At 59.9% G+C, this 21255-nt stretch carries 16 protein-coding genes and 1 pseudogene; 8 read left to right on the top strand and 9 right to left on the bottom strand.

The window, feature by feature from the left end:
- The first annotated feature begins 862 nt into the window (after positions 1 to 862).
- Entirely contained in the window at positions 863 to 1327 is a 465-nt protein-coding gene (locus ACQUQF_RS22080; RefSeq protein ID WP_435181388.1) for a hypothetical protein, read from the top strand.
- Between the two features lie 1647 nt (positions 1328 to 2974).
- On the opposite strand, the gene ACQUQF_RS22075 is transcribed toward ACQUQF_RS22080, so the two are convergent.
- Entirely contained in the window at positions 2975 to 3238 is a 264-nt protein-coding gene (locus ACQUQF_RS22075; RefSeq protein ID WP_435181387.1) for a hypothetical protein, read from the bottom strand.
- A gap of 853 nt (positions 3239 to 4091) precedes the next feature.
- Entirely contained in the window at positions 4092 to 4814 is a 723-nt protein-coding gene (locus tag ACQUQF_RS22070; protein WP_435181385.1) for a DUF7282 domain-containing protein, read from the bottom strand.
- A gap of 623 nt (positions 4815 to 5437) precedes the next feature.
- Here ACQUQF_RS22070 and ACQUQF_RS22065 point away from each other — a divergent pair.
- Complete coding sequence (locus tag ACQUQF_RS22065) at positions 5438 to 5578, top strand: hypothetical protein (protein WP_435181384.1); 141 nt, start codon at positions 5438 to 5440, stop codon at positions 5576 to 5578.
- 66 nt (positions 5579 to 5644) lie between these two features.
- Here ACQUQF_RS22065 and ACQUQF_RS22060 read toward each other — a convergent pair whose 3' ends face one another.
- From ACQUQF_RS22060 to ACQUQF_RS22040, 5 genes and pseudogenes are all read right to left on the bottom strand, one after another.
- Positions 5645 to 6430 (bottom strand): SDR family NAD(P)-dependent oxidoreductase, encoded by a 786-nt coding sequence (locus tag ACQUQF_RS22060; RefSeq protein WP_435181383.1) that lies wholly within the window; start codon positions 6428 to 6430, stop codon positions 5645 to 5647.
- 266 nt (positions 6431 to 6696) lie between these two features.
- Positions 6697 to 7273, bottom strand: a pseudogene (locus ACQUQF_RS22055) (PdxA family dehydrogenase); the annotation flags it as partial.
- A 316-nt stretch (positions 7274 to 7589) separates the two neighbouring features.
- The gene (locus tag ACQUQF_RS22050; RefSeq protein ID WP_435181512.1) at positions 7590 to 8825 is read right to left on the bottom strand and encodes an MFS transporter; all 1236 of its coding nucleotides are present in this window, start codon (positions 8823 to 8825) and stop codon (positions 7590 to 7592) included.
- A gap of 126 nt (positions 8826 to 8951) precedes the next feature.
- Positions 8952 to 9938, bottom strand: coding sequence for an alpha/beta fold hydrolase (locus ACQUQF_RS22045; RefSeq protein ID WP_435181382.1), 987 nt, complete (start codon positions 9936 to 9938; stop codon positions 8952 to 8954).
- Between the two features lie 227 nt (positions 9939 to 10165).
- A complete protein-coding gene (locus ACQUQF_RS22040; protein WP_435181381.1) occupies positions 10166 to 11509 on the bottom strand; it encodes an NAD(P)H-dependent oxidoreductase in 1344 nt (447 codons plus the stop codon).
- 500 nt (positions 11510 to 12009) lie between these two features.
- On the opposite strand from ACQUQF_RS22040, the gene ACQUQF_RS22035 reads away from it, so the two are divergent.
- From ACQUQF_RS22035 to ACQUQF_RS22020, 4 genes are all read left to right on the top strand, one after another.
- Positions 12010 to 12990 (top strand): 3-hydroxyacyl-CoA dehydrogenase family protein, encoded by a 981-nt coding sequence (locus ACQUQF_RS22035; RefSeq protein ID WP_435181380.1) that lies wholly within the window; start codon positions 12010 to 12012, stop codon positions 12988 to 12990.
- A gap of 361 nt (positions 12991 to 13351) precedes the next feature.
- The gene (locus tag ACQUQF_RS22030; protein WP_435181379.1) at positions 13352 to 14614 is read left to right on the top strand and encodes a ribulose-bisphosphate carboxylase large subunit family protein; all 1263 of its coding nucleotides are present in this window, start codon (positions 13352 to 13354) and stop codon (positions 14612 to 14614) included.
- A complete protein-coding gene (locus ACQUQF_RS22025; RefSeq protein ID WP_435181378.1) occupies positions 14607 to 15983 on the top strand; it encodes a four-carbon acid sugar kinase family protein in 1377 nt (458 codons plus the stop codon). The genes ACQUQF_RS22030 and ACQUQF_RS22025 overlap by 8 nt, the downstream gene beginning before the upstream one ends.
- A gap of 204 nt (positions 15984 to 16187) precedes the next feature.
- A complete protein-coding gene (locus ACQUQF_RS22020) occupies positions 16188 to 16970 on the top strand; it encodes an SDR family oxidoreductase (protein ID WP_435181377.1) in 783 nt (260 codons plus the stop codon).
- Between the two features lie 48 nt (positions 16971 to 17018).
- Here ACQUQF_RS22020 and ACQUQF_RS22015 read toward each other — a convergent pair whose 3' ends face one another.
- Positions 17019 to 17861, bottom strand: a complete 843-nt coding sequence (locus tag ACQUQF_RS22015) for a polysaccharide deacetylase family protein (protein ID WP_435181376.1) — start codon at positions 17859 to 17861, stop codon at positions 17019 to 17021.
- 312 nt (positions 17862 to 18173) lie between these two features.
- Here ACQUQF_RS22015 and ACQUQF_RS22010 point away from each other — a divergent pair, with 312 nt between their 5' ends.
- Both ACQUQF_RS22010 and ACQUQF_RS22005 read left to right on the top strand, forming a co-directional pair.
- Positions 18174 to 18440 (top strand): hypothetical protein, encoded by a 267-nt coding sequence (locus tag ACQUQF_RS22010; protein WP_435181375.1) that lies wholly within the window; start codon positions 18174 to 18176, stop codon positions 18438 to 18440.
- A 109-nt stretch (positions 18441 to 18549) separates the two neighbouring features.
- Complete coding sequence (locus tag ACQUQF_RS22005; protein WP_435181374.1) at positions 18550 to 19683, top strand: zinc-dependent alcohol dehydrogenase; 1134 nt, start codon at positions 18550 to 18552, stop codon at positions 19681 to 19683.
- Here ACQUQF_RS22005 and ACQUQF_RS22000 read toward each other — a convergent pair.
- Positions 19663 to 21222 (bottom strand): amidase family protein, encoded by a 1560-nt coding sequence (locus ACQUQF_RS22000; RefSeq protein WP_435181373.1) that lies wholly within the window; start codon positions 21220 to 21222, stop codon positions 19663 to 19665. The two genes, ACQUQF_RS22005 and ACQUQF_RS22000, sit on opposite strands and share 21 nt — an antisense overlap.
- Positions 21223 to 21255: the final 33 nt, after the last annotated feature.

Genomic DNA, 21255 nt, shown 5'->3' with positions numbered 1-21255 from the left:
GATCGATCGGGCGACCGGAGACCACCTCGAGAGACCGCTCCCAGCTCGGCCACCAGTCGCCTTCCATACGAGGAGGTTCACTGCCGGTTCGTCATCGACCCTGAGAGGTACTTCAGGAGCTGACGGACCGAGCTCCTGCAGGCCCATCACACAGTTCTCGCTGACCGCGCCGCCGGCAGTCACCTCTCTCGCCATCGCCGATACGTCCTCGGTTCCGGGTCGGTCGACAGACCGTCCTCCTCTCTCCGGCCCACATCTATCGCCATCCCGGAACCGGGCCCTCCCGGAAGTAGAACTTGCCCTCTCACCGCGGCCGTTCGAGGCTCCCTCCGGTCGCCGGACAGGCCGGTCAAGTACTACAACCGGGAGGGCCGAGACCGGGAGCATGGCGATAGAGTGGACCTACGAGCCAGAGGACGGTTGCGACGAACACTCCCCTTCACCTGTGAACGCATCGGCATCGGCTCCGTGCGAGGTCGACTGCCTGGTGTGCGGTGCTTCAGGCTTCGATAGCTGACCTCGCTCGGCTCCTTGATCCGTGTGGTGCACCGCCCTCGGGCACCTCCGTCCGCCCTCCTCCACGTTCCGGACCGCTCGCTTCGCTGCGCGGCCGGGCTTTCTCTCTCCATCGCCCTGGGACAGCTTCGGCGTGAATCATCTCGAACCTCTCCCCCAGTAGGCCAGTCTCACCATCGCATCGAAGAGAAGAAGAGATTCGCCAGGTACGAGTCCAGAAGGTACCGCTGGGTAGTTTCACGCGGTCGTGAACGCGGATCCGACGACTGGATCGGGGTCCAAGGCACCGTGGGGCAGCAGTCCGGCGAGAGGCACCTCCTTGTGGTTAGAGTGGGACGCTAACTTCATGGTGAACACCATCAAGAACCCGAGCGACGGGCTCGCCCTCCAGGTGACCGAACCTGCGCGGAAGGCAGGACTGGTCGAGGAGAACGATGGGGAGACGATGCGCCGGGCGGACGCCCGTGTCTACTCGTTCGAGGGACTCCTCCTCGTCGTCGACCGAGAGGAGATAGACGAGGCCCACATCGTCGAGCTGGTGAAGGCGGCTGCCGGTGATACGAAGACGGTCCGCCAGGCGATAGACGGGAAGGTGCAGACCGCTAGGCACGGCTACCAAATCCAGCTCCCGCCCGCACGTGACGCTGGGTTCCGGGAGGGCGACCCAGTACCCTGCCATCCCGCACCGAACATGCTGGTGATCTCGAAGCGCTCCCTCTGGGATGAAGAACACGGCGAGGACGAACCTGGCCGCATCGCAGCGAGTCTTCTCACCATCCGTCGCGACCAGGTCGGGCAGACGACCTTCTAGGACACTTCATGCGCCGAGAAGAACCTCGCCGTTGGATGACCTTTACCTCTCCCCCGTCAATCTGAGAGATGAGCACCACAGATCGTGTCCGCAAGGATTCTGGCCGAATGTCGCAGCACGAGCAGGGGCCGTTCCCGAGATGTGATCCAGGCGGGCGACGTGTTCTTCGGCGCCGATGTTCTCAGTTGGAGCTGGTCGATACGCTGAAGAGCATCTCCATGGAGACCGAGCAGTCGAACGAGGCCGTCCTGGATGACCCCATCGACCTCGTGGGGGTGGACCACTGGGAGTAGGCCATCACGATGCACACGGCGAACCATCTGTAAGCCTGGCAGTTCCACGACGGTATTTAGACCATAGACCCCTGCGAGGTGGTCCACGAGTATGTCCGGTTCGATATCTGCGCGTATCCGGCGCAGGGGAGTTTTTAGGCCGTCTGGTTAGGCTAGATGGTTAGGCTATATTGTAGCTGTCCCTTCATCGTGTGCCTTCCTCGGGAGAGACACTCCACGGTTTGGTTCTGGTCCAGCTCCTGAAATCGGAATCAGAGGGGTGGTCTACGGAGGCACAGTCCGTCCAATCGTCTATACCGAACTCACACAGTTCGTCGTTACTTGTTGTCAAGGGTCTTGCACCAGGAGTTCGAGCCATCGTTCTATCACCTCTCCGGCCCACTTATCTGCAGAACACCTTCCAACAGATGCGTACACTGAGGGATACCGGGGTGAGGAAAGACGGACCCCTACAGAGACAGCGCTAACCAGTGACATCTTCCAGTTCGCGACCTCCAGGATTCCCATCTGTCGGCCTATCCGGGCAGACACGGATACACTTGACCATCCACCTCCAGACCGATCCATGCGTCCGTTCAACGCCGAGGAACTCAACAACTGCTGCTTTCTATTCAAGAAACCCCTCCTCGCACTTATTGAAGCCCCAGTCGCGGTATAATCACTGACTGTGTGTAATGTATCTGATGGTTCTGCTGGATGCCCTGATCGACCGAGTGACGTCGGAGCATACCGCAAACAGCAAGGTCGATACGGTCGACGAACAGGCACTGAGATGTCAGACACGTAGACAAGCAGTAAGGTTTGGTTTGAGATCGTCGACGAGACGGCGGAGTTTCAATCAACGGAGTGGATTGAGACCCAAGCGAAGGTTGACGCGAACACCCTGAAGGGGTCGTCGAAACCGAGGATGAATCATTGAGTCGAAGCAGTGTCAACTGTTGCTACTCGTTCATGAGGACTCAGCGAATTGCCTGCCGTTCTCAGGAAATGGTGGACGTCCTCAGGGCTGTACCTCCTCGCCGAGGAGCGGTATATCGTCGTATGTGTCGACGGTGGACACCCTGAGATCAGGGTTGTCGGCAACCGAACGGGGAGTCGCCCTTCATATCGAGGTGGCATCGGTTCGACTGACTAGGGCTGTATTATCCCTAAAGATTATGAACTTCGGGCCCGATACGCGAACTATACCGAGAGCAGGGCAACAGATGTATACGAATCTTCAAAGAAAGCTGTCCGGTATTGTCGAGAAACGAACTCCACCGGAACCTCGCTGCGAGTGTGGGTTCCAGCCGTTTCGGGGACGGGGATGGCAACGAGAGACCTACAGTAGTTGCTACACCCAACTCTCGGTCGATCATTGCCCGAACTGTGGCGAGGTCGTGCAAAAAGAACGTACTCCGTAAAAACGCGGCAGGTAGACTGTCAGAACATCTCCGACCAAGACCGGACGTTCTTGAGTCGCTATGCCGTTCATGGTTAGCCCCATCCTCAGGTTATCTGGTAATGCGAATACAGCCCCGAAGATTAGGCTTGCATCCGCTGTTGATACATCTACGTACTCCATCAAGAACGTCGGGAAGAACGAGGCAAACGACTGCCACGTGAAGAAGCCGGCCATGGCTACGATTGTCGTAAAAAGGATGTTCGGCCGAGTGAGGAGTGCGACCAGCCGGTGGATATCGAGTTGCTCGTTCAACGACTGATGCTGGTGGGACGGTGACGACGGGGGAACCCGCCACGCGGACAGATTGTGGACTATCGAGACGATGACTGTAGGAACAAGAGGGGGCGGTGCGCCAGCCAAACGCCGTGGCTGCGGAGGCACTTGTGATCGGGGCGATCAATCCGGCCGGTGAGGCCCCGATTTCGTGAATGCTCGGTGCGCGCCCTGTGTTCTCGAATCGCTTCGTGAGGAAGCCCGTTCCCGCAGTAAGGTACATCACTGCGGCTGCACCGAGAGCGACCATGAAACCGCGACCAGCCGAAATGCCGGGGCAAGTACGAGAATGAAGCCCATGACGCCGGTTGCACTCATCGCTAACAGGGTCACCCAACGATTCCCGCGCCGGTCGGCGATAACACCCCTGGAAACTGAAAGAGAGCGTAGGCACCCCATCTCCCAGTAAGAACGATCCCGACTCCGCTCTTTGAGACGTTGAACGCGTTCATGATGGCCGGGATAAGCGGACTCAACACCAGTCGAGCGACCATCGTACGAAGAACACTGCGGTGACCACTCCAAGCAGTTTCCCCCCTCGGCGACGTTCCATGGTGCGTCGGATTCGTCTACCGACTTCCATCTTCTGCTTCCTGTGGTCCTACACAATCGATTGCTACAGGATAGAACGAATTCGGGTAACCCGTCGATAGCGAAGTAGAAACAGGAGATACGCCGGGTGCTCTCTCGGAGTTTGGCCGTTCGGTAGCAACGGTCCGACGTAAAAAGGAGACGTTGAGTCGAGCTGTCCGCGTTACGCTTCGGTCGTTGTTGCGTTCGTGGTGGTCGTGCCGCCGATTCGAACGAATGCAGTATCCATCACCGATCTATTACCGATAGTAAACGGCGTGTCGACCTGTTCGGCGGCTGAGGTTCTGGTGCCTTCTTGAACCGTCGTCATCGTGGTCTGGGTAGCAACGGGATCGAACTGCTGATTCTCGTTCGTATCACGGTATAGGCTCGCAATCAGGACCTGGCTCTCGTTAATCGGCCGATCGAGGCGGATGGTCACGGTGTCGTGTTCCCCTGCTTCGAGATACGTAGAATTGCCGATTCGTTCACCTCTCATCTCGGCAGTGACGTTCTCGGTGTAATTTCCGCTCACGTTCTGGGCGAGGTGGATAGCGATGAATCCATCGTCCGGAAGCAGCGCTCGCTGGACGACGACAGTCGACCCATTTGAGGTCTGGTTCTCGAACCGAACCCTCGGCGTGCCAGTGGCAATTTCCGCGACGGCGGTCGTGGTCACTTGACCGAACACGGTCGTCGTCGTCTCGTTCTCTCCGACTGTCGTCGTTTCGTTCTCTTCTTGCGCAGCGACAACGTCTCCGTTGATTCCGGTCCCGGTGGTATCAGTGACAGTTCCCTCGGACGTTGCTAACACTCCCGACCCACCACCTACGGCTGCGACAACCATCATCATCACTATCATCGACGCTGTTCGTATCTGTGTCATCCGTTTCTCCCCGTGCTCCACGTGTCACATGAACATTGATAAACCATCATGGATGTTTCATCCGATCCATGGCTTAATGTCAGGTTATCTGCCTTCGGTGCTGGCGACTCTCTAAGGAGAGTCCGAGGGTTGAACGTGTACCACATGACGTGTATCCAATAGTGGATTATGTCCTAGAATATGTCCCTGAGAACACTTCGTGTTGCCGAAATCTCCACCCTAAACTTGTCTTTCTTAGAGGATCATCGGTCGTATGTCGTCTCCCCCACCGATTACGAACACCGAAACCACCGAATTTCGTTCGTGGTCGGCTGTTACCGGTAAAACGCTTTTCGGTAGAAAGTCACTCGTCGCATGGTGATGATAACGTGTCCCCGGAGGAAGATTTACGGTAATCGCTGGAGGATCTCAAGCAAGGCAGATCTCAGAGTCACCGTCGGTAGAGGCCCGGTCACGGTCTCTTGGACCGGAGAAAACCACGACACTCAGACGGCAATTGTGGACGCACTACCGCTTGAGGCCGATGCAAATCGCTAGGGCGACGAGCTTTACTTCTCGGTGCCGGTGGATGTCCCGCCGGAACACGCCCAAGAAGAGGTGCCAGGGGGACAGTCGCTTACTGGCCGCAGGGGAATGCACTTTGTTTGTTCTGGGGGCCGACACTGGCGAGTACTGACGACGAACCAAGAGCCGCCTCTCCGGTCACTGTCGTCGCGAGAATCGAGGATATCGAACCGCTCAAATCGGTGGTGGGTGAAGGTCGCGTTAAAATCGAACCCGCTTGAACCCAGCCATCTCATACCGTCTTGCGTAAGAGCTGTCGTTTGGGGAGCGATCTCCCCAGTGAAATCTCAGTAGATGCTCCACCCGCCGTCGAGACGAAGATGCTCGCCCGTTACGTACCGCGCGGCATCACTCGCGAGAAAGAGAGCACCGGGTGCGATGTCATCTGGTTGGGCGGGGGACCCGAGAGGAATCGGTTTGACCAGATCGCCGCTGTCGGATAGTTCCTCGGCGTTTTCCGTCGTGGACGCGAGTCCAGTCACTGTCCTACCGGGTTCGATGGCGTTTACGCGGATGTCGTGGTCAGCCAACTCCAGCGCTGCCGATAGCGTTATCATCTTGACCGCCCCTTTCGTCGCATTGTACAATATCTGACCGTCAAGGGCGGTATCCGTCCGTATCGAAGCCGTATTGATTATCGTTCCCTTGACCCCCCGGTCTATCATATCATTTGCTGCCGCCTGACATCCGAACAGGACACCCTTGGCGTTCACGTTCGACATGTGATCGAACTGGTCTGACGATACCTCCCGGACTGAACCCATCACCTGCGTTCCGGCGTTGTTAACCATGACGTCAACCCCACCGAACTCGCGGGCCGCCTCCACTACCGATTCGATGTCCGCCGGATTCGAGACGTCTGTCTTAACGTACTCTGCTTCGCCACCAGCCTCGGTAATCGCCTCGTGCGTGGGGAGTTCCTCCGCGTCTCCTCTGGGGTCCGGGCGCAGATCCGCGTTTATCACCGTCGCGCCGCTGTCACCGAACTGCCGGGCGATGGCTCGCCCGATGCCGGAACTGCCGCCGGTCACGATTACGGTCTGATCGCTGAAGTCGAAACGAACGTTCTCCATAGCATCTCCTGACACTGAGATAGTACAAAAAGAGGAGGGTGAATACTCGGCCGCCTTACCAATGGACTCCCGCTGTCGCCCACAACCGGAGAACACCGTATTCGAGTTATGTTATATAGGAGACAGTCCATGAAAGCCCAGCGATCGAACCGCAGATTGTCTCGCAATCGCCTGTCTTCATGTATCGTAGTGAAGGCCACGGCAGGCGGGGTTCAACCACTGGAACTGACTCTGACGAAACCCATCTTGAAAGGACGATAGGGAAGTCACGCCCTGTTCTCGGCAATACGGACTGCAACTTCGACGGCGTCGATCACACTTTGCTCGGATGCGGTTCCTTCACCGGCGATATCGAACGCGGTGCCGTGGTCGACGCTGGTTCGTATAATTGGCAGTCCGACGGTCACGTTCACTCCGCCGACGCTCCCATCTCCGCGGAAACTGGCCAGTTTGATCGGAAGATACCCTTGGTCGTGATACATGGAGGCGACACAGTCGTACTTGCCGCGCAAAGCATCGACGTACACCGTATCTGGCGGTTGTGGGCCGACAGCGTTGATGCCCTCGTTGCAGGCTGCTCCTACGGCTGGCGGGATTTCGTCACTATCCTCGTCTCCGAGTACGACTTCGTCGCCGGCAGGGGGATTCAATCCGGCTACACCGATGATGGAATCCGCAATGCCGAGGTCCGCTAAACCGTCGTGCATCACTCGGATAGTATCCAAGACGTGCGTCTCGGTGACTTAAATTACACGCGTCACCAAACGGGACGCGGGTCGAGACGTGAGTGACGCGAAAATCAGCCTCGACCAGCATCATCGAGTACGTTTCTATCCCCGTCCAAGATTAGATTCAAAGCCGGCTCGAGATACCCTGAACTCGCTTGGCGGTAGGTAGACACCGGGGACGAGCCCCGATTCGGCGCGCCCGGTCTCGCGTCTGGCACGCCGTCCTCCTGAGGCATTTTCAGCCGTACTTTGGTCTCCGTCGTACTCTTCTCGTGGCGACGTCGTGCCCGCCACCACCGTGTCGGAATCGGCGCGACAGAGTTCACCGATTGAGGCTCTAACGACCTCGGCTCTGCGGCCAGAAAGTCCGAAAGCATATCGATCCGTCGCGGCGATTACGCCCTGAACACCTAAACACTACCCGTAAAATGCTACGACTCTCGCAGAGTGGAGCCGACAGCAGTGGATTCGGGTGCGTTCCACGCGAGTACGAGGCCGAACGCGCTTAGCAGTATCATGTACGCGAACGCAGTGGTGAACGAGTCGGTCCGCTCGATCAGGACGCCCGCGATAACCGGTGACAGGAATGCCCCAGTGAGGGAAGCGGACGTGAGAAGTGCCAGCGCAGTCCCGCTGACGTTCTCGGCGACCGCGTCACGAACGTACGAGTAGAAGATTCCGATCGAAAGCTGGACGGCGAACCCGGCGATGAGTAACAGGACGAGCAAAGGCAGTACGATATGGACGAACCCGATGACGACGACAATCGGAAAACTGACGACAAAAGAGAGCCGAATCACCGGAAGCCGTCGCCCGTCCAGAAGACGGTCGGAGATGATTCCGCCGCCGGCCCGCGACACGAGCCCCATAGCGGGGAACAACGCCGTGAAGATACCGCTCTTGGCGACCGACAGTCCGATGTGATTAGAGAGATACGTCGGCATCCAGCTGTTGAAGAACAGGAATAGAGAGTAGGCTATGAACCCCATCGTACAACCGTATAGAACTGACCGATGAGTAAGGACGGTACCGAGTTCGCGTAGCTGCGGTGAGCTTCCACTCCGTCCCTGAAACACCGCTCGTCGATATCCGAGGAGGAAGACGGCGAGCCCAGGTACATTGAGGAGAGAAAAGATTGCGAAGTCAGCTGGCCACCCCCACTGATTCGCCAGAACCGGGCCGAAGAACTGACCGGCGGCCAACCCGGCAGGTGCACTCGCTGTGAACAGTCCGAGCGAGATGCCTTGTTGGTCCGAGGGGAACGTACGTCCGACGAGGTTGGCGCCGGTCGTCCAGATGGCCCCGATTACAACGCCGCTCACGGCACGTGAAGCGAGAAGTGACGTGAAGTCACCACGTCGTGCCGCTGTCCATCCCCAAATGCCAGCGCCGACGAGAAGGAATGTGGCTCCGACTGCTACCGTGACGTCGCTCGTCCAGTCGATGATGACGCCGACGAGGACGTTCGATGCAGCGTATGTAGCGTACGCGACGCTGACGACCCAGACGACGGTCGCCGGACCGACCGTCAAGTCGGTCATCATTCGCGGGATGATGCTCGCAGGGAACAGGAGAGCGGCATTCGCAAAGAAGCTCAGACACCAGATGCCGACCAAGCAACCCCACTGTCCACGCCGACTGTTCGAACTCGCCTGAGCCGATACCATGGGACACTCAATCACCCGGACGAACATTAACGTACCTCACTCGTGAGGTGGAGCAAAAGTCAGCAAGCCACCAAACCTTGAAAGCCAGTCCGCTTTACAAATCTCTTCACGTGACGAGCGACTACTTCACTGGAGGTCAGAGAAAAACGACGTGAGAGCGTCATTTGCTCGGTCAGGACGTTCGTACTGGACGAAATGACCGGCGCCAGGGACCGTCTCTAATTGGTAGTCAGCGAAGTACTCGCCGAGCCGGTCCGCCCACTCCGATTTGACGATCGGGTCCGATTCGCCCCACAAGATGCGTGTCGGCACCTCGATCGGCTCCATAGTGGGAGCTCCCTCGCGCATCAACTGTTTCCGAGCCTCCTCGGCGGCGATGTACCAATTGAATCCGCCTTGGAGATTGCCGGGCTCGGAGAAGGTGTCGACCCACGCTTCGCGATCTGCTTCGTCGAACGCGTCGGGATCGCCCGCCCAGTGGGTGAGAAAATGATCGATGTACATCCGGCACGTCTCGCGGCTGGCACCAACGAGATCTGCTGCCCAGGGCTGCTGGTTGAACGACTGGTACCAGATCTCGCTGATGTGGTCCGGATCTCGCCACCGGTCGCCGATTCCGGGGTACGGACAGTCGAAGAAGAACAACCCGCGAACGTGCTCCGGGTGTTCACGGGCGATTGACTGTCCGACGTACGCACCGAGATCGTGGCTGACGAAGCCGAATTCCTCGACGTCCAGGGCCTCCGCGAGTCCCATCAGGTCAGTAACGTGATCGTCAACCCCGTATCCGTCGGCAGTTGGAACGTCAGGGTTCTCCGATTCTCCGAACCCCGCCAAGTCCGGAACGATCACGTCGAACGAATCCGCGAGAACGGGGATGTTCTTCCGCCACGTTCGCCAGTACTCCGGCCAGCCGTGAACCAAGAGCAGTGGAAATCCGGATCCCTCGCGAACGTAGTGGAGTTCGATGCCGTTGACCTGCACTGACCTGTGCTTCCAGGACATCGTACGTTCTTCGACGACACCGTACGTATAGCTTCGTCCGGCAGCGCGAAAATCCGGGTAGCCGACGGTTTCACGGCTATCGCCGATTTCGAGTGCAGGCGGAATCAAGGAATCGTCTCGGACAACGCTGCTGATTCGTTGGTCGAGCCGCCTATCGGAGGGGGATGGTTCCGTGCTTCACGAGCAGCAGTTACCACCTTGAGTGAGTCCGTATTCGAGGTCAGCGACTGTCCTGGAACAGTTGTCTACTTCGGCGGAACAACAAACTCGATACGTGGTCGAGGCGAAGATATCGGTGACAGCGAGGCTGACAGACGACACCGGGATGGATGCGTTTAGGAGACATCCTGAAGCCGCCGGAGTCGATAGATGAACGAATCCTCGTTCAGTTCCACGTCGTCGTAAGTCAGGATCTCGTCCCGAGCGACGTCGGTGATGACTTCGGCGCCATCGAGGAGTTCGAAGGGGACGTGACCCTCCTCCTTGGCCGTGTCGGCGTCCTCGAGGAGGCCATAGACGGTGTAGCCGCCACCTCCATCGATTTCATCGCCGGGGGAGAGTTCGCGTTTCGCGCTACCGACGACCTCTGCGACGCGGTCTATCGGCGCTCCGGTCGGCTCGTTCCGGAGGGCGGCGTTCGCAACACTCACGCCCGTTTCGACACCCGGAAGGTGGTACGGCCGGTAGAAGGCCTGATACTTCCCGTCGTTGGCGACGTAGAACCCGGACCCGCTGTTCTGGGCGATGTACTCCTGCACTTGGCGATTGGGCGTCGTAGTGACGATCCAGACGCCGAAACTGATGTCCCGGTCGATCTCCGTCCCGTCCGGCCGAAGTGAGCTCACGGTGTCGACCACGCCCGTCCCTTCGAGCACACCGCCGTCTTCCTTCGGTCGTATCTTCTCGGGAATCTCCTCGATAGATGCATCGGGTAGATGCATGCCCTGAACGTCGGGGGTCAGACCGGTCGCGTTGGCAACGGCACACATTTCCACCGCCACCTTCGTCCCATCGAGGAAGGAGTTGTACATCCGGGGATTGAGGTCGTGTTCCTCGACGAACTCCGGGCTGAATCCGAACTTGTCGAAGACGTTGTCAGGGGTCCCGTATCGGTACTCCTCGACGAACTGGTTCCCCTTCCCAGCCGCCACAACGTCCAGTCCGACGGTCTGGGCCCAGTCGTACAACTCGGCGATGAGAGCGGGTTGATCGCCGTAGGCCATAGAGTAAGTGACGCCGGCCCGGTCGGCGAGTTTGGCGAGTGTGGGCCCGACGACCGTGTCAGCCTCGACAGTCACCATCACGACGTGCGTCCCCTCCATGATGGCCGTGTAGGCGTGGTGGGCACCTACTTCGGGGATTCCAGTTGCCTCGACGACGACGTCGACATCACTCTGTGCGATGGCGAGACCGTCGGCGACGAGCGCCCGGCCGCCGCTCTCGATGCTGGCATTTAGGTCCGAGACGGTTTCGACCGCAGTTACGTCGTTTGCAGCGACATCCGCCTCCTCGTACGTATCCATCGCTTTCTCAGTATCGATGTCTGCGATGGCGACGGTCCGCATGCTGGGAGTCCGTTCGAGCTGGTCGACGAGTTTCGTCCCGAAAAGGCCTGCGCCGATGACGCCAACCTGGATGGGTTCGTCACGGTCGCGCAACTGTGAGGGGATGTTCAACACGTTAGTTCACTCCTTTGCCCAACAAAAGGGGAAATCCCCTGTATCGAGGGCCATGTCGATATCCGATTCCTGTCAATAACGAGTGATTTCACCTCGAGAAGGGCGGTTCTCGATAGTAGTCGTGTTAGCGTCGCAGGCATACGTAGAACAAATGGAAGGTAGCGTAATCAAGGTACCGGGGGGCCAAATGGGTCGCCGAGGATTGCAAAAACGGGAACCGAGTAGCGAAAGCTAACTTGTTTCGGCTGGTTCTGTCCGGCCGTCGAGACTGAAGCCTTGTTTTCCGCACCGAGGGCGTTCCGTCCGGGACCGAGGGAACGCGACGCTCGGAGAGTCCACGACTGGCTGAGCGAACCGAGGCATGAGCGTACAACCGACCGGGAGTCGACGCTTCGGAGCCCGGGAGTTCAGCAAGAGGGGGTTGAATCACTGTCGTTCCCGACGTAGAGACGGGAGGGGACCAGCCATTCCATACGGATTACTCGCTCGAGACCATATTTATGTATCTCGTGACCGAGCAATGGACCATGCCACCGAGTCAGGTCTCGGTAATCGGTGCTGGCGTGATGGGACATGGACTCGTCGTCCAGTTCGCACGACACGGGAAAGACGTGACGCTCATCGATCACCGACAGGCCAATCTCGAGGAGGCCCGCGAACGCATCGGCGAGGCAGTGATGTTTCTCAACGAGGAAGGTCTCGCGACGCTCGACACGGCAGACGTCCTCGATTCGGTGACGTTCACGCTCGATACCGCTGCCGGAGTGGGCGACGCCGACATCGTCATCGAAACGGCCTCGGAGGACCTCGACACTAAGCATACCATCTTCGAAAACGTCGCAGCCGCCGCCCCGGACGACGCCATACTCGCTAGTAACACGTCCGGATTCCTTCCGTCGCGGCTGGCCGAAGCCGTTCCCGACGCTGCTGACCGAATCGCGGTTTGCCACTGGTGGAATCCCCCGTACCTCATGCCCCTGGTCGAGGTCGTGCCGAGCGAGGACACCGGCGAGCGGACGGTCGCAGAACTGGTTGATTTCGTCGAGGCGGTCGATCGCGACCCCATCGTCCTCGAACGGGAAGTTCCGGGGTTCGTCTGGAACCGAATCCAGTTCGCCGTCGTCCGAGAGTGTATGCATCTGCTCGAGGAAGGGGTCGCGTCGCTCGAAGATATCGACGCCGCGGTCCGTGACGGCTATGCGCTCCGGACCGCAGTCGTGGGGCCGTTCGAGACGATGGACCTGGCGAACCTCGAACTGTTCCAGACTATCGCCGGGAACCTGTACCCGAAGCTCAGCGATGCAGACGAGCCGAGTGCGGTCTTCGAGGACTATCTTTCAGAGGAACGGACCGGCGTCCAGAACGGCGCCGGGTTCTACGAGTACGATGAATCACCGGAGCAGGTTGTGTCGCGGCGCAACCGCCGGATTGCAGCGCTCAGGCGCGCACTCAGCCACGACGACGGCTCGTCCGATTCATGACTCACCCGAGGTGGTTACGGGTGGTCGACTAGAACCGCTGTGCATGCTTCCCTGGATGCGCTCGGCAGTGGTACATCCGTGCCGAAATGCTGGCCGCCCTCGGTAAACGGGGAACTGCAACCGAGTCGTAGTCGGCCAGCGCGGTCGCTGGTAGAGGATAGTATCAACACCGCGGCCAGCCGTCAAGGGAAGAAGGGCGTTCGTCGACGAGGCGGTCCCCCTTTCACTCCATAGGAGACCGTGCATCTCCGGTCCGATAGACCGGCCTAGCCGATTCGACTCCTGAAAACGAACACCGGAACCTGTTGGTCCGGAAGCGCGGGACTAGTGTTATTACTCGCTCCGTTGTGAAGACCGTGGTATGGGTGAACGATTCACGGCGACGTATCGGATAGAGACGCCCAAACGACCGATGGACGCCGCGGAGGCGATGGCAGGCGAGCAGTCGGCGAGTACATTCGTCGACGTCCCCCTCGAAACCCCCGAGCTACAGGAGCGACACGGTGCAGAGATCGTCGGCGTAACCGAGCTGGACACGGTCGACGAGCCGTCGCTCCCGGGAGCGGAAACGCCGTCCGGAAACTCTACAGCGACTTACACGCAAGCCGAAGTCACGCTCTCGTTTCCCTTCGAGAACGTGGGCGTCTCTGTTCCACAGCTCCGGACCACCGTCGCAGGGAACATCTTCGAAATACAACCTCTTTCTGGAATCCGTCTCCTCGACGTCGAGGTTCCGTCGGAGTACGGGAGGGAGTGTCCGACTCCACAGTTCGGCATCGAGGGTACCCGTGAGTTAACCGGGGTCGCTGATGGTCCCATCGTCGGAACGATCGTAAAGCCGAGCGTCGGGCTTTCCCCGGAAGAGACTGCCGGACTCGTTGAGACGCTGGTGGACGCGGGGGTCGACTTTATCAAGGACGACGAGCTTATCGCTGACCCGCCATATGCGGACTTCGAAGAGCGGGTCGAAGCGGTCATGTCGGTCATCAACAGCCACGAAGACCGAACCGGCAAGAAGGTGATGTACGCCTTCAACGTCACCGGGACTGTCGACGAAATGCGGCGCCGTCACGACATCGTCCGGGACGCCGGAGGGACGTGCGTGATGGTGAGTCTCAACAGCGTCGGCCTCTCCGGAGTACGGCACCTCCGCAGCCACAGCGACCTTCCCATCCACGGCCACCGAAACGGCTGGGGTGCCCTCTCGCGGTGTCCGCATCTCGGCTTCGAGTTCCAGGCCTATCAGAAGTTCTGGCGGCTCGTCGGCGTCGACCACCTCCACGTGAGCGGGCTCAGGAACAAGTTCACGGAGTCCGACGAGTCGGTCGTCGCATCTGCCCGTGCAGTCCAGGAACCGATTCCCGGCGACGACGGTATCGTACCTGTCTTCTCCTCCGGACAGTGGGCGGGTCAGGCCCCCGATACCTACGAGGTTCTTGGAAACACGGATCTGATGTACCTCGCCGGCGGTGGTATCCTGGGTCATCCAGGTGGTCCGTCCGGGGGCGTCGCTGCGATCAAGCAGGGATGGGAGGCGGCCATGGCGGACGTATCGCTCAGTGAGTACGCGGAGACACACGAGGCCCTTCGCCAGGCACTGGAGGTGTTCGGGAACCGTGACTGACAATCTCCTGTTCGCCTACTACGGGGACGACTTGACGGGATCTACCGACGCCATGGAGGCGCTCGGACTCAGCGGGGTCCGGACCGCTCTCTTTCTCGAACCACCGAGCGAGGACGATTTGACCGGCCGATTCAGTAACCTCCAGGCCGTCGGCGTCGCTGGGCGAAGTCGCTCGATGACGCCGGCGCAGATGGACGACGTCCTCCCGGTCCACTTCCAGCAGTTGGGGGACCTCGACCCGCCGCTCGTCCAGTACAAGGTCTGTTCGACGTTCGACTCCTCGCCCGACGTCGGGAGCATCGGCCACGCCATCGACCTCGCCCAGGCGGAGTTCGACTCCCCGTTCGTCCCACTCGCCGTCGGCGTTCCTGCCCTCCAGCGATACGTCGTTTTCGGGCATCTGTTTGCCACCGCTGACGGGTTTACCTACCGCATCGATCGGCATCCGACGATGAGTGAACACCCCGTAACGCCGATGACCGAGAGCGACCTGGGCCGTCACCTCGGCCAACAGACGGACCGGGGTGTCGAACGGTTCACCGTCCTCGATCTCGAGGACGACGGCGTCGATACTGCGTTTGCGCGAGTCGTCGGTTCCCACCCCGAAATCGTCATGTTCGACACGATCAACGCGTCGCACCTGCAGACCGTAGGCAGACTCGTGTGGACACACGCGGTCGAATCTCGAGATCAACCCATGTTCGCTGTCGGGTCTTCCGGACTCGACTACGCCCTAGCATCCTATTGGAACCGAATCGGTGCAGTCTCTCCGCCTGAATCGACCCCAGTCGCGGACTCCGTTGACCAAATCGCGGTGATGTCCGGGAGTGCATCTCCGGAGACTGCCGCCCAGATCGAGGCGGCACTCGACTCGGACTCGTTCGTGGGGGTTCGACTCGATACTCCGACGTTGGTCACATCGGACGCCCAGGAGGAACGCAAACGGGCCATTACGGAGACACTGTCGGCTCTCGAATTGGGGAAGAGCGTCATCCTGTACTCCGCCCGTGGACCGAACGATTCGGCGCTCCAACGGACGCGAGAGGCGGCCGCCGACACGGAGCAGGTGGAGGACGTCGGTGCCCGCCTCGGGCGGGAGCAGGGAAGGATCTTCCGGCGGATACTACTCGAACACGAACTTTCACGGGTGTGTATCGCAGGCGGCGATACGAGTGGGCACGTCGCACCCGCCCTCGATATCTTCGCCCTCGAGTTCGAGAGCCCGGTGGCGCCCGGGACTCCGCTGTGCGTCGCTAGTTCGACCGACGACCGGTTCGACCGACTTGAAATTGCGCTCAAGGGAGGCCAAACCGGAAGCGAACAGTTCTTCGAAAACGTCCGACGAGGGTACAGCGACCACTGGCCGTGAGGGTGGAGACGCGCATAGGCTCCCGAAAGCCGCCAGTCAGGATGTCTCTACGCCACAACAGAGATTCTGTGGCGGCCGATGTCGTGAATAGCGAAAATAGGGCATCTGATGGGTTCGTTAACACATCGCAAATAGTTTGTAGTTACTACTGAGGGTCGGAAACAGACCCTCACCTCTATGTTGATCTTCCGAATCTATCTGGTCATGCCAGAGGAGGACATGTTAGCGGATGAAGTGGCGATTGTCACCGGGGGCGCGAGTGGAAACGGACGCGAAATCGCCCTCACGTTCGCCGAGGAAGGAGCCGACGTGGTCATTGCCGACCTCGATGAAACGCCACGCGAAGGAGGCACTCCGACTCACGAGCGTATCCGAGAAGAAACCGATTCAGACGCAGAATACGTAGAGTGCGATGTTTCGAGCATCAGTGACCTGGCCGAGATGGTTGATGCGGCCGAGAAGTTCGGCGGGGTCACGATCTTGGTGAACAACGCCGGAATCACGGAGAGTCGGTCGTTTCTGGAAACGACGGAAGAGCAGTACGATACGATGCTGGACGTCAATCTGAAAGGAGCGTTCTTCGGGGCGCAAGCCGCAGCGAAATCCATGGTCGAAAGCGATCGAGACGGCTCGATAATCAACATCTCGAGCACGTCCGGAATCTACGGCCGGCCCGACGGTGTCGCGTACTGCGCGTCGAAAGGCGGTGTCAAGCTGATGACGTACGCGTTGGCTGCCTCGCTCGCGCCCGACATACGGGTCAACGCTATTCATCCGGACGTGACCGAGACGGAGATGACGAAAACCGACCTAGACATCATCGAGTCACCCTCGGGAAAAGAGTACGTAGAACAGGATATCCTGCTCCAACGAACCGGGAAACCAGAGGACGTTGCCGACGCGGCGTTGTACTTGGCGAGTGACATGGCCTCGTTCGTCACCGGACACTCGTTGGTCGTCGATGGCGGCGTCACGGCAACGAAGTAGGGGAGGTCTGCGCCGACGGCCAACTGATGGGCGGGGAGTGTCGAGGGACTACAGTTCCCCGTCACGGAACTCCTCAGCGACCGCCGACATGGTCTTGAACTCGACGCCCGGTTTGTCCGTCACGTACTCAAGGAAGGCCCGAAACTCAGAAAGCAACGGGATTCGACCGCTCAACTGAGGATGGAGTATCGTCACGAAGACGCCACAGTCCTCGTTGGCGTACATCCAGTCGAACATCTTGCGCCAGCGATCGAAGTACACCGCTTCGTTCCCGTAGCCACGACGGTGGGGGTCCGACCAGATGGGCGTGAACGGGATGAACTCCGTGAGCGACCAGTCGAACGGGATCTCCACGATGTCAGTCTCCGTTCCCCGGTCGAACGGGCCCTGTTCCGGATTCACCTCCCACCCATCACGGAGCATGTACGGCGTGAAGTCGTCCCCTTGCATACTCGAATCGAACTCGAACTCGAGCTCTCGGAGCAGGTCTAGCGTGTCACTGGAAAAGTCGCCTGTCGGTGACCGGTAGCCGTCCGGACGTCGACCCGCGATGTCTTCGATAGCGGCGATTGCCCGTTCGAGGTCGGAGCGTTCCTCCTCGCGGGTCATCTCCGTGGGGGAGGTGTGTTTCCATCCGTGACACTGGAGTTCGTGACCGTCTCGGACGATTCGTCCGACTGTATCGGGGAAACTCTCGACGTTGTACCCCGGTACGAAGAACGTTCCCGGAACCTCGTATTCCCGGTGTACGTCCAGTATACGGGGCAGCCCCACATCAACGCCATAGAGTCCTCTCGATACCCTGCTCGGCTGGTCCGCGGAGTCGAATCCGTGAACCCAGGTTGCCACCGCATCGAATCCGTAGTTGAGCGCGACCAGCGCTTCCGGCATCCCGATAAGAAATACCGCTAGACTGGTAAAGCTGTTATTTAGGAAATCCGACAGCGGACTGGCCGCCCCACCGTTCTCGCGGTTCAGATCCGTTTTGGGCGTTCCACACCGAATTCACGTGGTCGTGAGTCACCGTCAGGAACGGCGGAGTCGAACAACGGAAACCCTTCCCGCATCAGCTTGCTATCACCGATTGGGGCGGAAGACCGCTGCGGGGGAGTGAAAGGAGGTCCAGTGAAGTACAGACCGGACAAGACGAGACGAGTAACCTGTGAGATACATTTATACTTGTCGTAATCACAGAGTTCCTATATGGAGCGTCGTTTGTTTCTCGGGATCACACTCATCACAATCGGGGCCAGTCAGGCGCTGTTCTTCCTGACCGGCGTAATTCCGATAGCGACGAACTATCTCGCCACCTGGATCATCGCGGGCATCAACGGTGGCGTGCTTGTCGGAATTGGCACCGAACTGATTCGGGAGAACTTACGACTCGAGAACGGGGCAGAATTCGGGCTGGCAGTCTCCGTGGCGCTCGTGGTGAACGTCATCGGGCTCGCCTTGTCTTTCGTGGCGTAAGCGGACTCGATACGAGTGCCCTATGGGGTAATCGTTCCTACACTGGTTGACCCCGACGGAGTTCGCCCGTGGTGCAAGGTTTAATACTACCGGACTGGCATGTGGTGCCATGCCAACAGAGGTACACACCGAGTCGATGGTGCTGGTTGAGGAAGGAAAGTTGGAAGCCCGGCAGTTCCCGGTACCGGATGTTTCCGACGAAGGTGCGCTCCTTGAGGTCGAGATGACGTCCGTGTGTGGTACCGACATCGGGATGTACTCCGGAGAGTCGCACTTCGATACGCTTCCGCTTCTGTTCGGCCACGAGGTGGTGGGGACGATCGTCGATGGGAATCCGGAATCACTTGCTCAGATGGATGTGGAGGTGGGTGACCGCGTGATGCCCGAACCGTACATCCCCTGCTACCACTGTCACTACTGCCAGACGGGTAACTACCACATGTGTGAGGAGGACCGATGCTACGGCGTCACGATCTCTGCGAGTCAACCGCCGCATCTCTGGGGTGGATACGGGAAACACATGTACCTCGCACCGAACACGAAGGCCCACACAGTCAGCGACGATGTGCCCGCAGAAGCGGCGTGTCTCGGCTCTGTCATCGGCAACGGAGTCCGGTGGGTGGTCACGAAAGGCGACGTCGATCCGGGAGACGGCGTCGTCGTTATCGGGCCGGGAGCACAGGGCCTCGCATCGGTCGTCGTCGCCGACGAAGCCGGCGCTGACCCGCTCGTCCTTCTGGGTGTCTCGCACGACGAGAACCGCCTCGAACTCGGGCGCGAGCTCGGCGCGACCCACACCGGAGTCGTCGACGAAGGGAATCCCGCCGAGCGCGTCGCCGAACTCACCGATGGTGATGGTCCAGGCGTCGTCGTAGTTACTGCACCCTCATCGCAGGCCGTACAACTCGGACTCGAGGTCGTCGCTCCTCTGGGAACGGTAGTCCTGCCGGGGCTCGTCGGTGAGTCGACCGAGATCGAGACCGACAAGCTCGTACACGACGAGATACGGCTCGTCGGTGGTCGAGGACAGGCACTCGACGTCGAACGGGCGATGGACATCATCGAGCGGCGGTTCGATGATATCGCAAGGATCAACACCCACGTGTTCCCGGTCAAGCAGGCGGAGACAGCTATCGAGCGCCAGCTTCCGGGCGAGGAGTTCGATCCAGAAATTATTCACGCAGCCCTCCGCCCGGAGTGGGCCTCGGACAGTGGCAACCTGTTACGAGATGGGAGACGCTAAGTCGGGTTCGATGAGGGTTGCCAGGCGGAACAGTTGCGCTTCGGTGAAGGCGTTCCCGACGAGTTGGACACCGACGGGAAGCTCGTCGACGGTCCCGTGGGGGAGCGTCAGCGCGGGCAGTTTCGTGACGTTCGCCGGGCGGGTGTTCCGTGCATAGTCGAATCCCGGGTCCGTCGCGTCTGTCAGCCGCGGCGCAACGTCCGGCATCGTCGGGAGGAGAAGGGCATCGAGTCCGTCGAGTGCCGCCTCGAGTTCGTTCCGAAGGATCTCCCGGCTCGCTTGTGCGCGGGTGTACAGCGCCCCGATGTCGTTCTCGAGTAGGTGGGCGCCCGCAAGCAGCTTCCCTTTGTAGAACGTCGAGACGCCCCGGTCTCGCGTCCGCCGGCGAGCGGCGAAGCCCGTCTGGTACGTCGGATCGACGACACCGCCTCTCCGCAACGGTGCAGCGTCTGCCCGCCAGTGGGCCGCGATTTCGGTCACGCTCAAGACGTTTTTGACCGCCCGGAAGTACTCGTAATGGTCGACCGACACGCGGCGGACCGTCGCTCCAGCGTCCGAAAAGCGGTCGGCAGCGTCCTCGGTCTGGTCGGCCACGGCAGGTCGCACGCCGTCCTCTAACCCCTCTTCGAGGACACCAATCGTGACCGACTCGAGCGTCCCTGGTGATTCGACCGCATCGACGTATCCACCGACTCGGTCCTCAGCATGGCCGGTATCGAAGGTGGATGGGTCAGACGAGTCGCGGCCAGCGATTGTTTCGAGGACCGCCGCGGCGTCAGCAACCGTAGACGTGATTGGCCCGACGTGGTCTTGAGAGTAAGTGTTCTCCGTGACTCCAGCGAGTGGAACCAGCCCGTACGTCGGTTTCACGCCGACAACGCCGCAGAACGATGCCGGAATTCGGATGCTCCCGCCGGTGTCGGTCCCGATTGCGACGTCTACCATATCGGCTGCGACGGCGGCAGCGCTCCCGCCGGACGACCCGCCGGCACTGCGGTCCGGATCGTGTGGGTTGCAAATCGGGCCGTGTGCCGAGGTCGTTCCGCGTGCGCTCCCAGCAAACGCGTCAAGATTTGTCTTCGCCGTTATCGTCGCTCCGGCCTTGAGAAGTCGGCGGACGACGGTCGCGTCCGTCGACGGAACGAATCCTCGCATCACGTCAGACCCGCACTGCATCGGGACGCCCCCAACTGCGATGACGTCCTTGACCCCAACGTCACGCCCGGCCAGCACTCCCTCGCTACTGGTCGGCGAGACGTCGCACTCGACGCTGAACGCGTTGTACGAATCGGACTGGGGTATCCGCCACGACCGCTTACTGCTACTGGTCAAACGCCCGGGAAGCGGGAGGTCGTAAAGCTCCCCCGTTCCCTCCAACAGGCTGTCGATTGTGTCGCGGAGTTCGGCTATCTCTTCGTCGCGGATCGTTATGTCGAACGTCTCGGCGAGTTCGTGGACCTCCTCCGCCGAGAGGGAATCGCCCGACATACTACCCACCTGGTCTCCGGACTGCTGGCACCGTCGGTCGAGGAGTCGCACGTGGCATCGTTAGGGCGTGAAGTGGTACCATGC

Source organism: Halorussus sp. AFM4 (assembly GCF_051194995.1).
Classification (GTDB): domain Archaea; phylum Halobacteriota; class Halobacteria; order Halobacteriales; family Haladaptataceae; genus Halorussus.
This window is presented reverse-complemented; position numbering and strand designations above follow the sequence as displayed.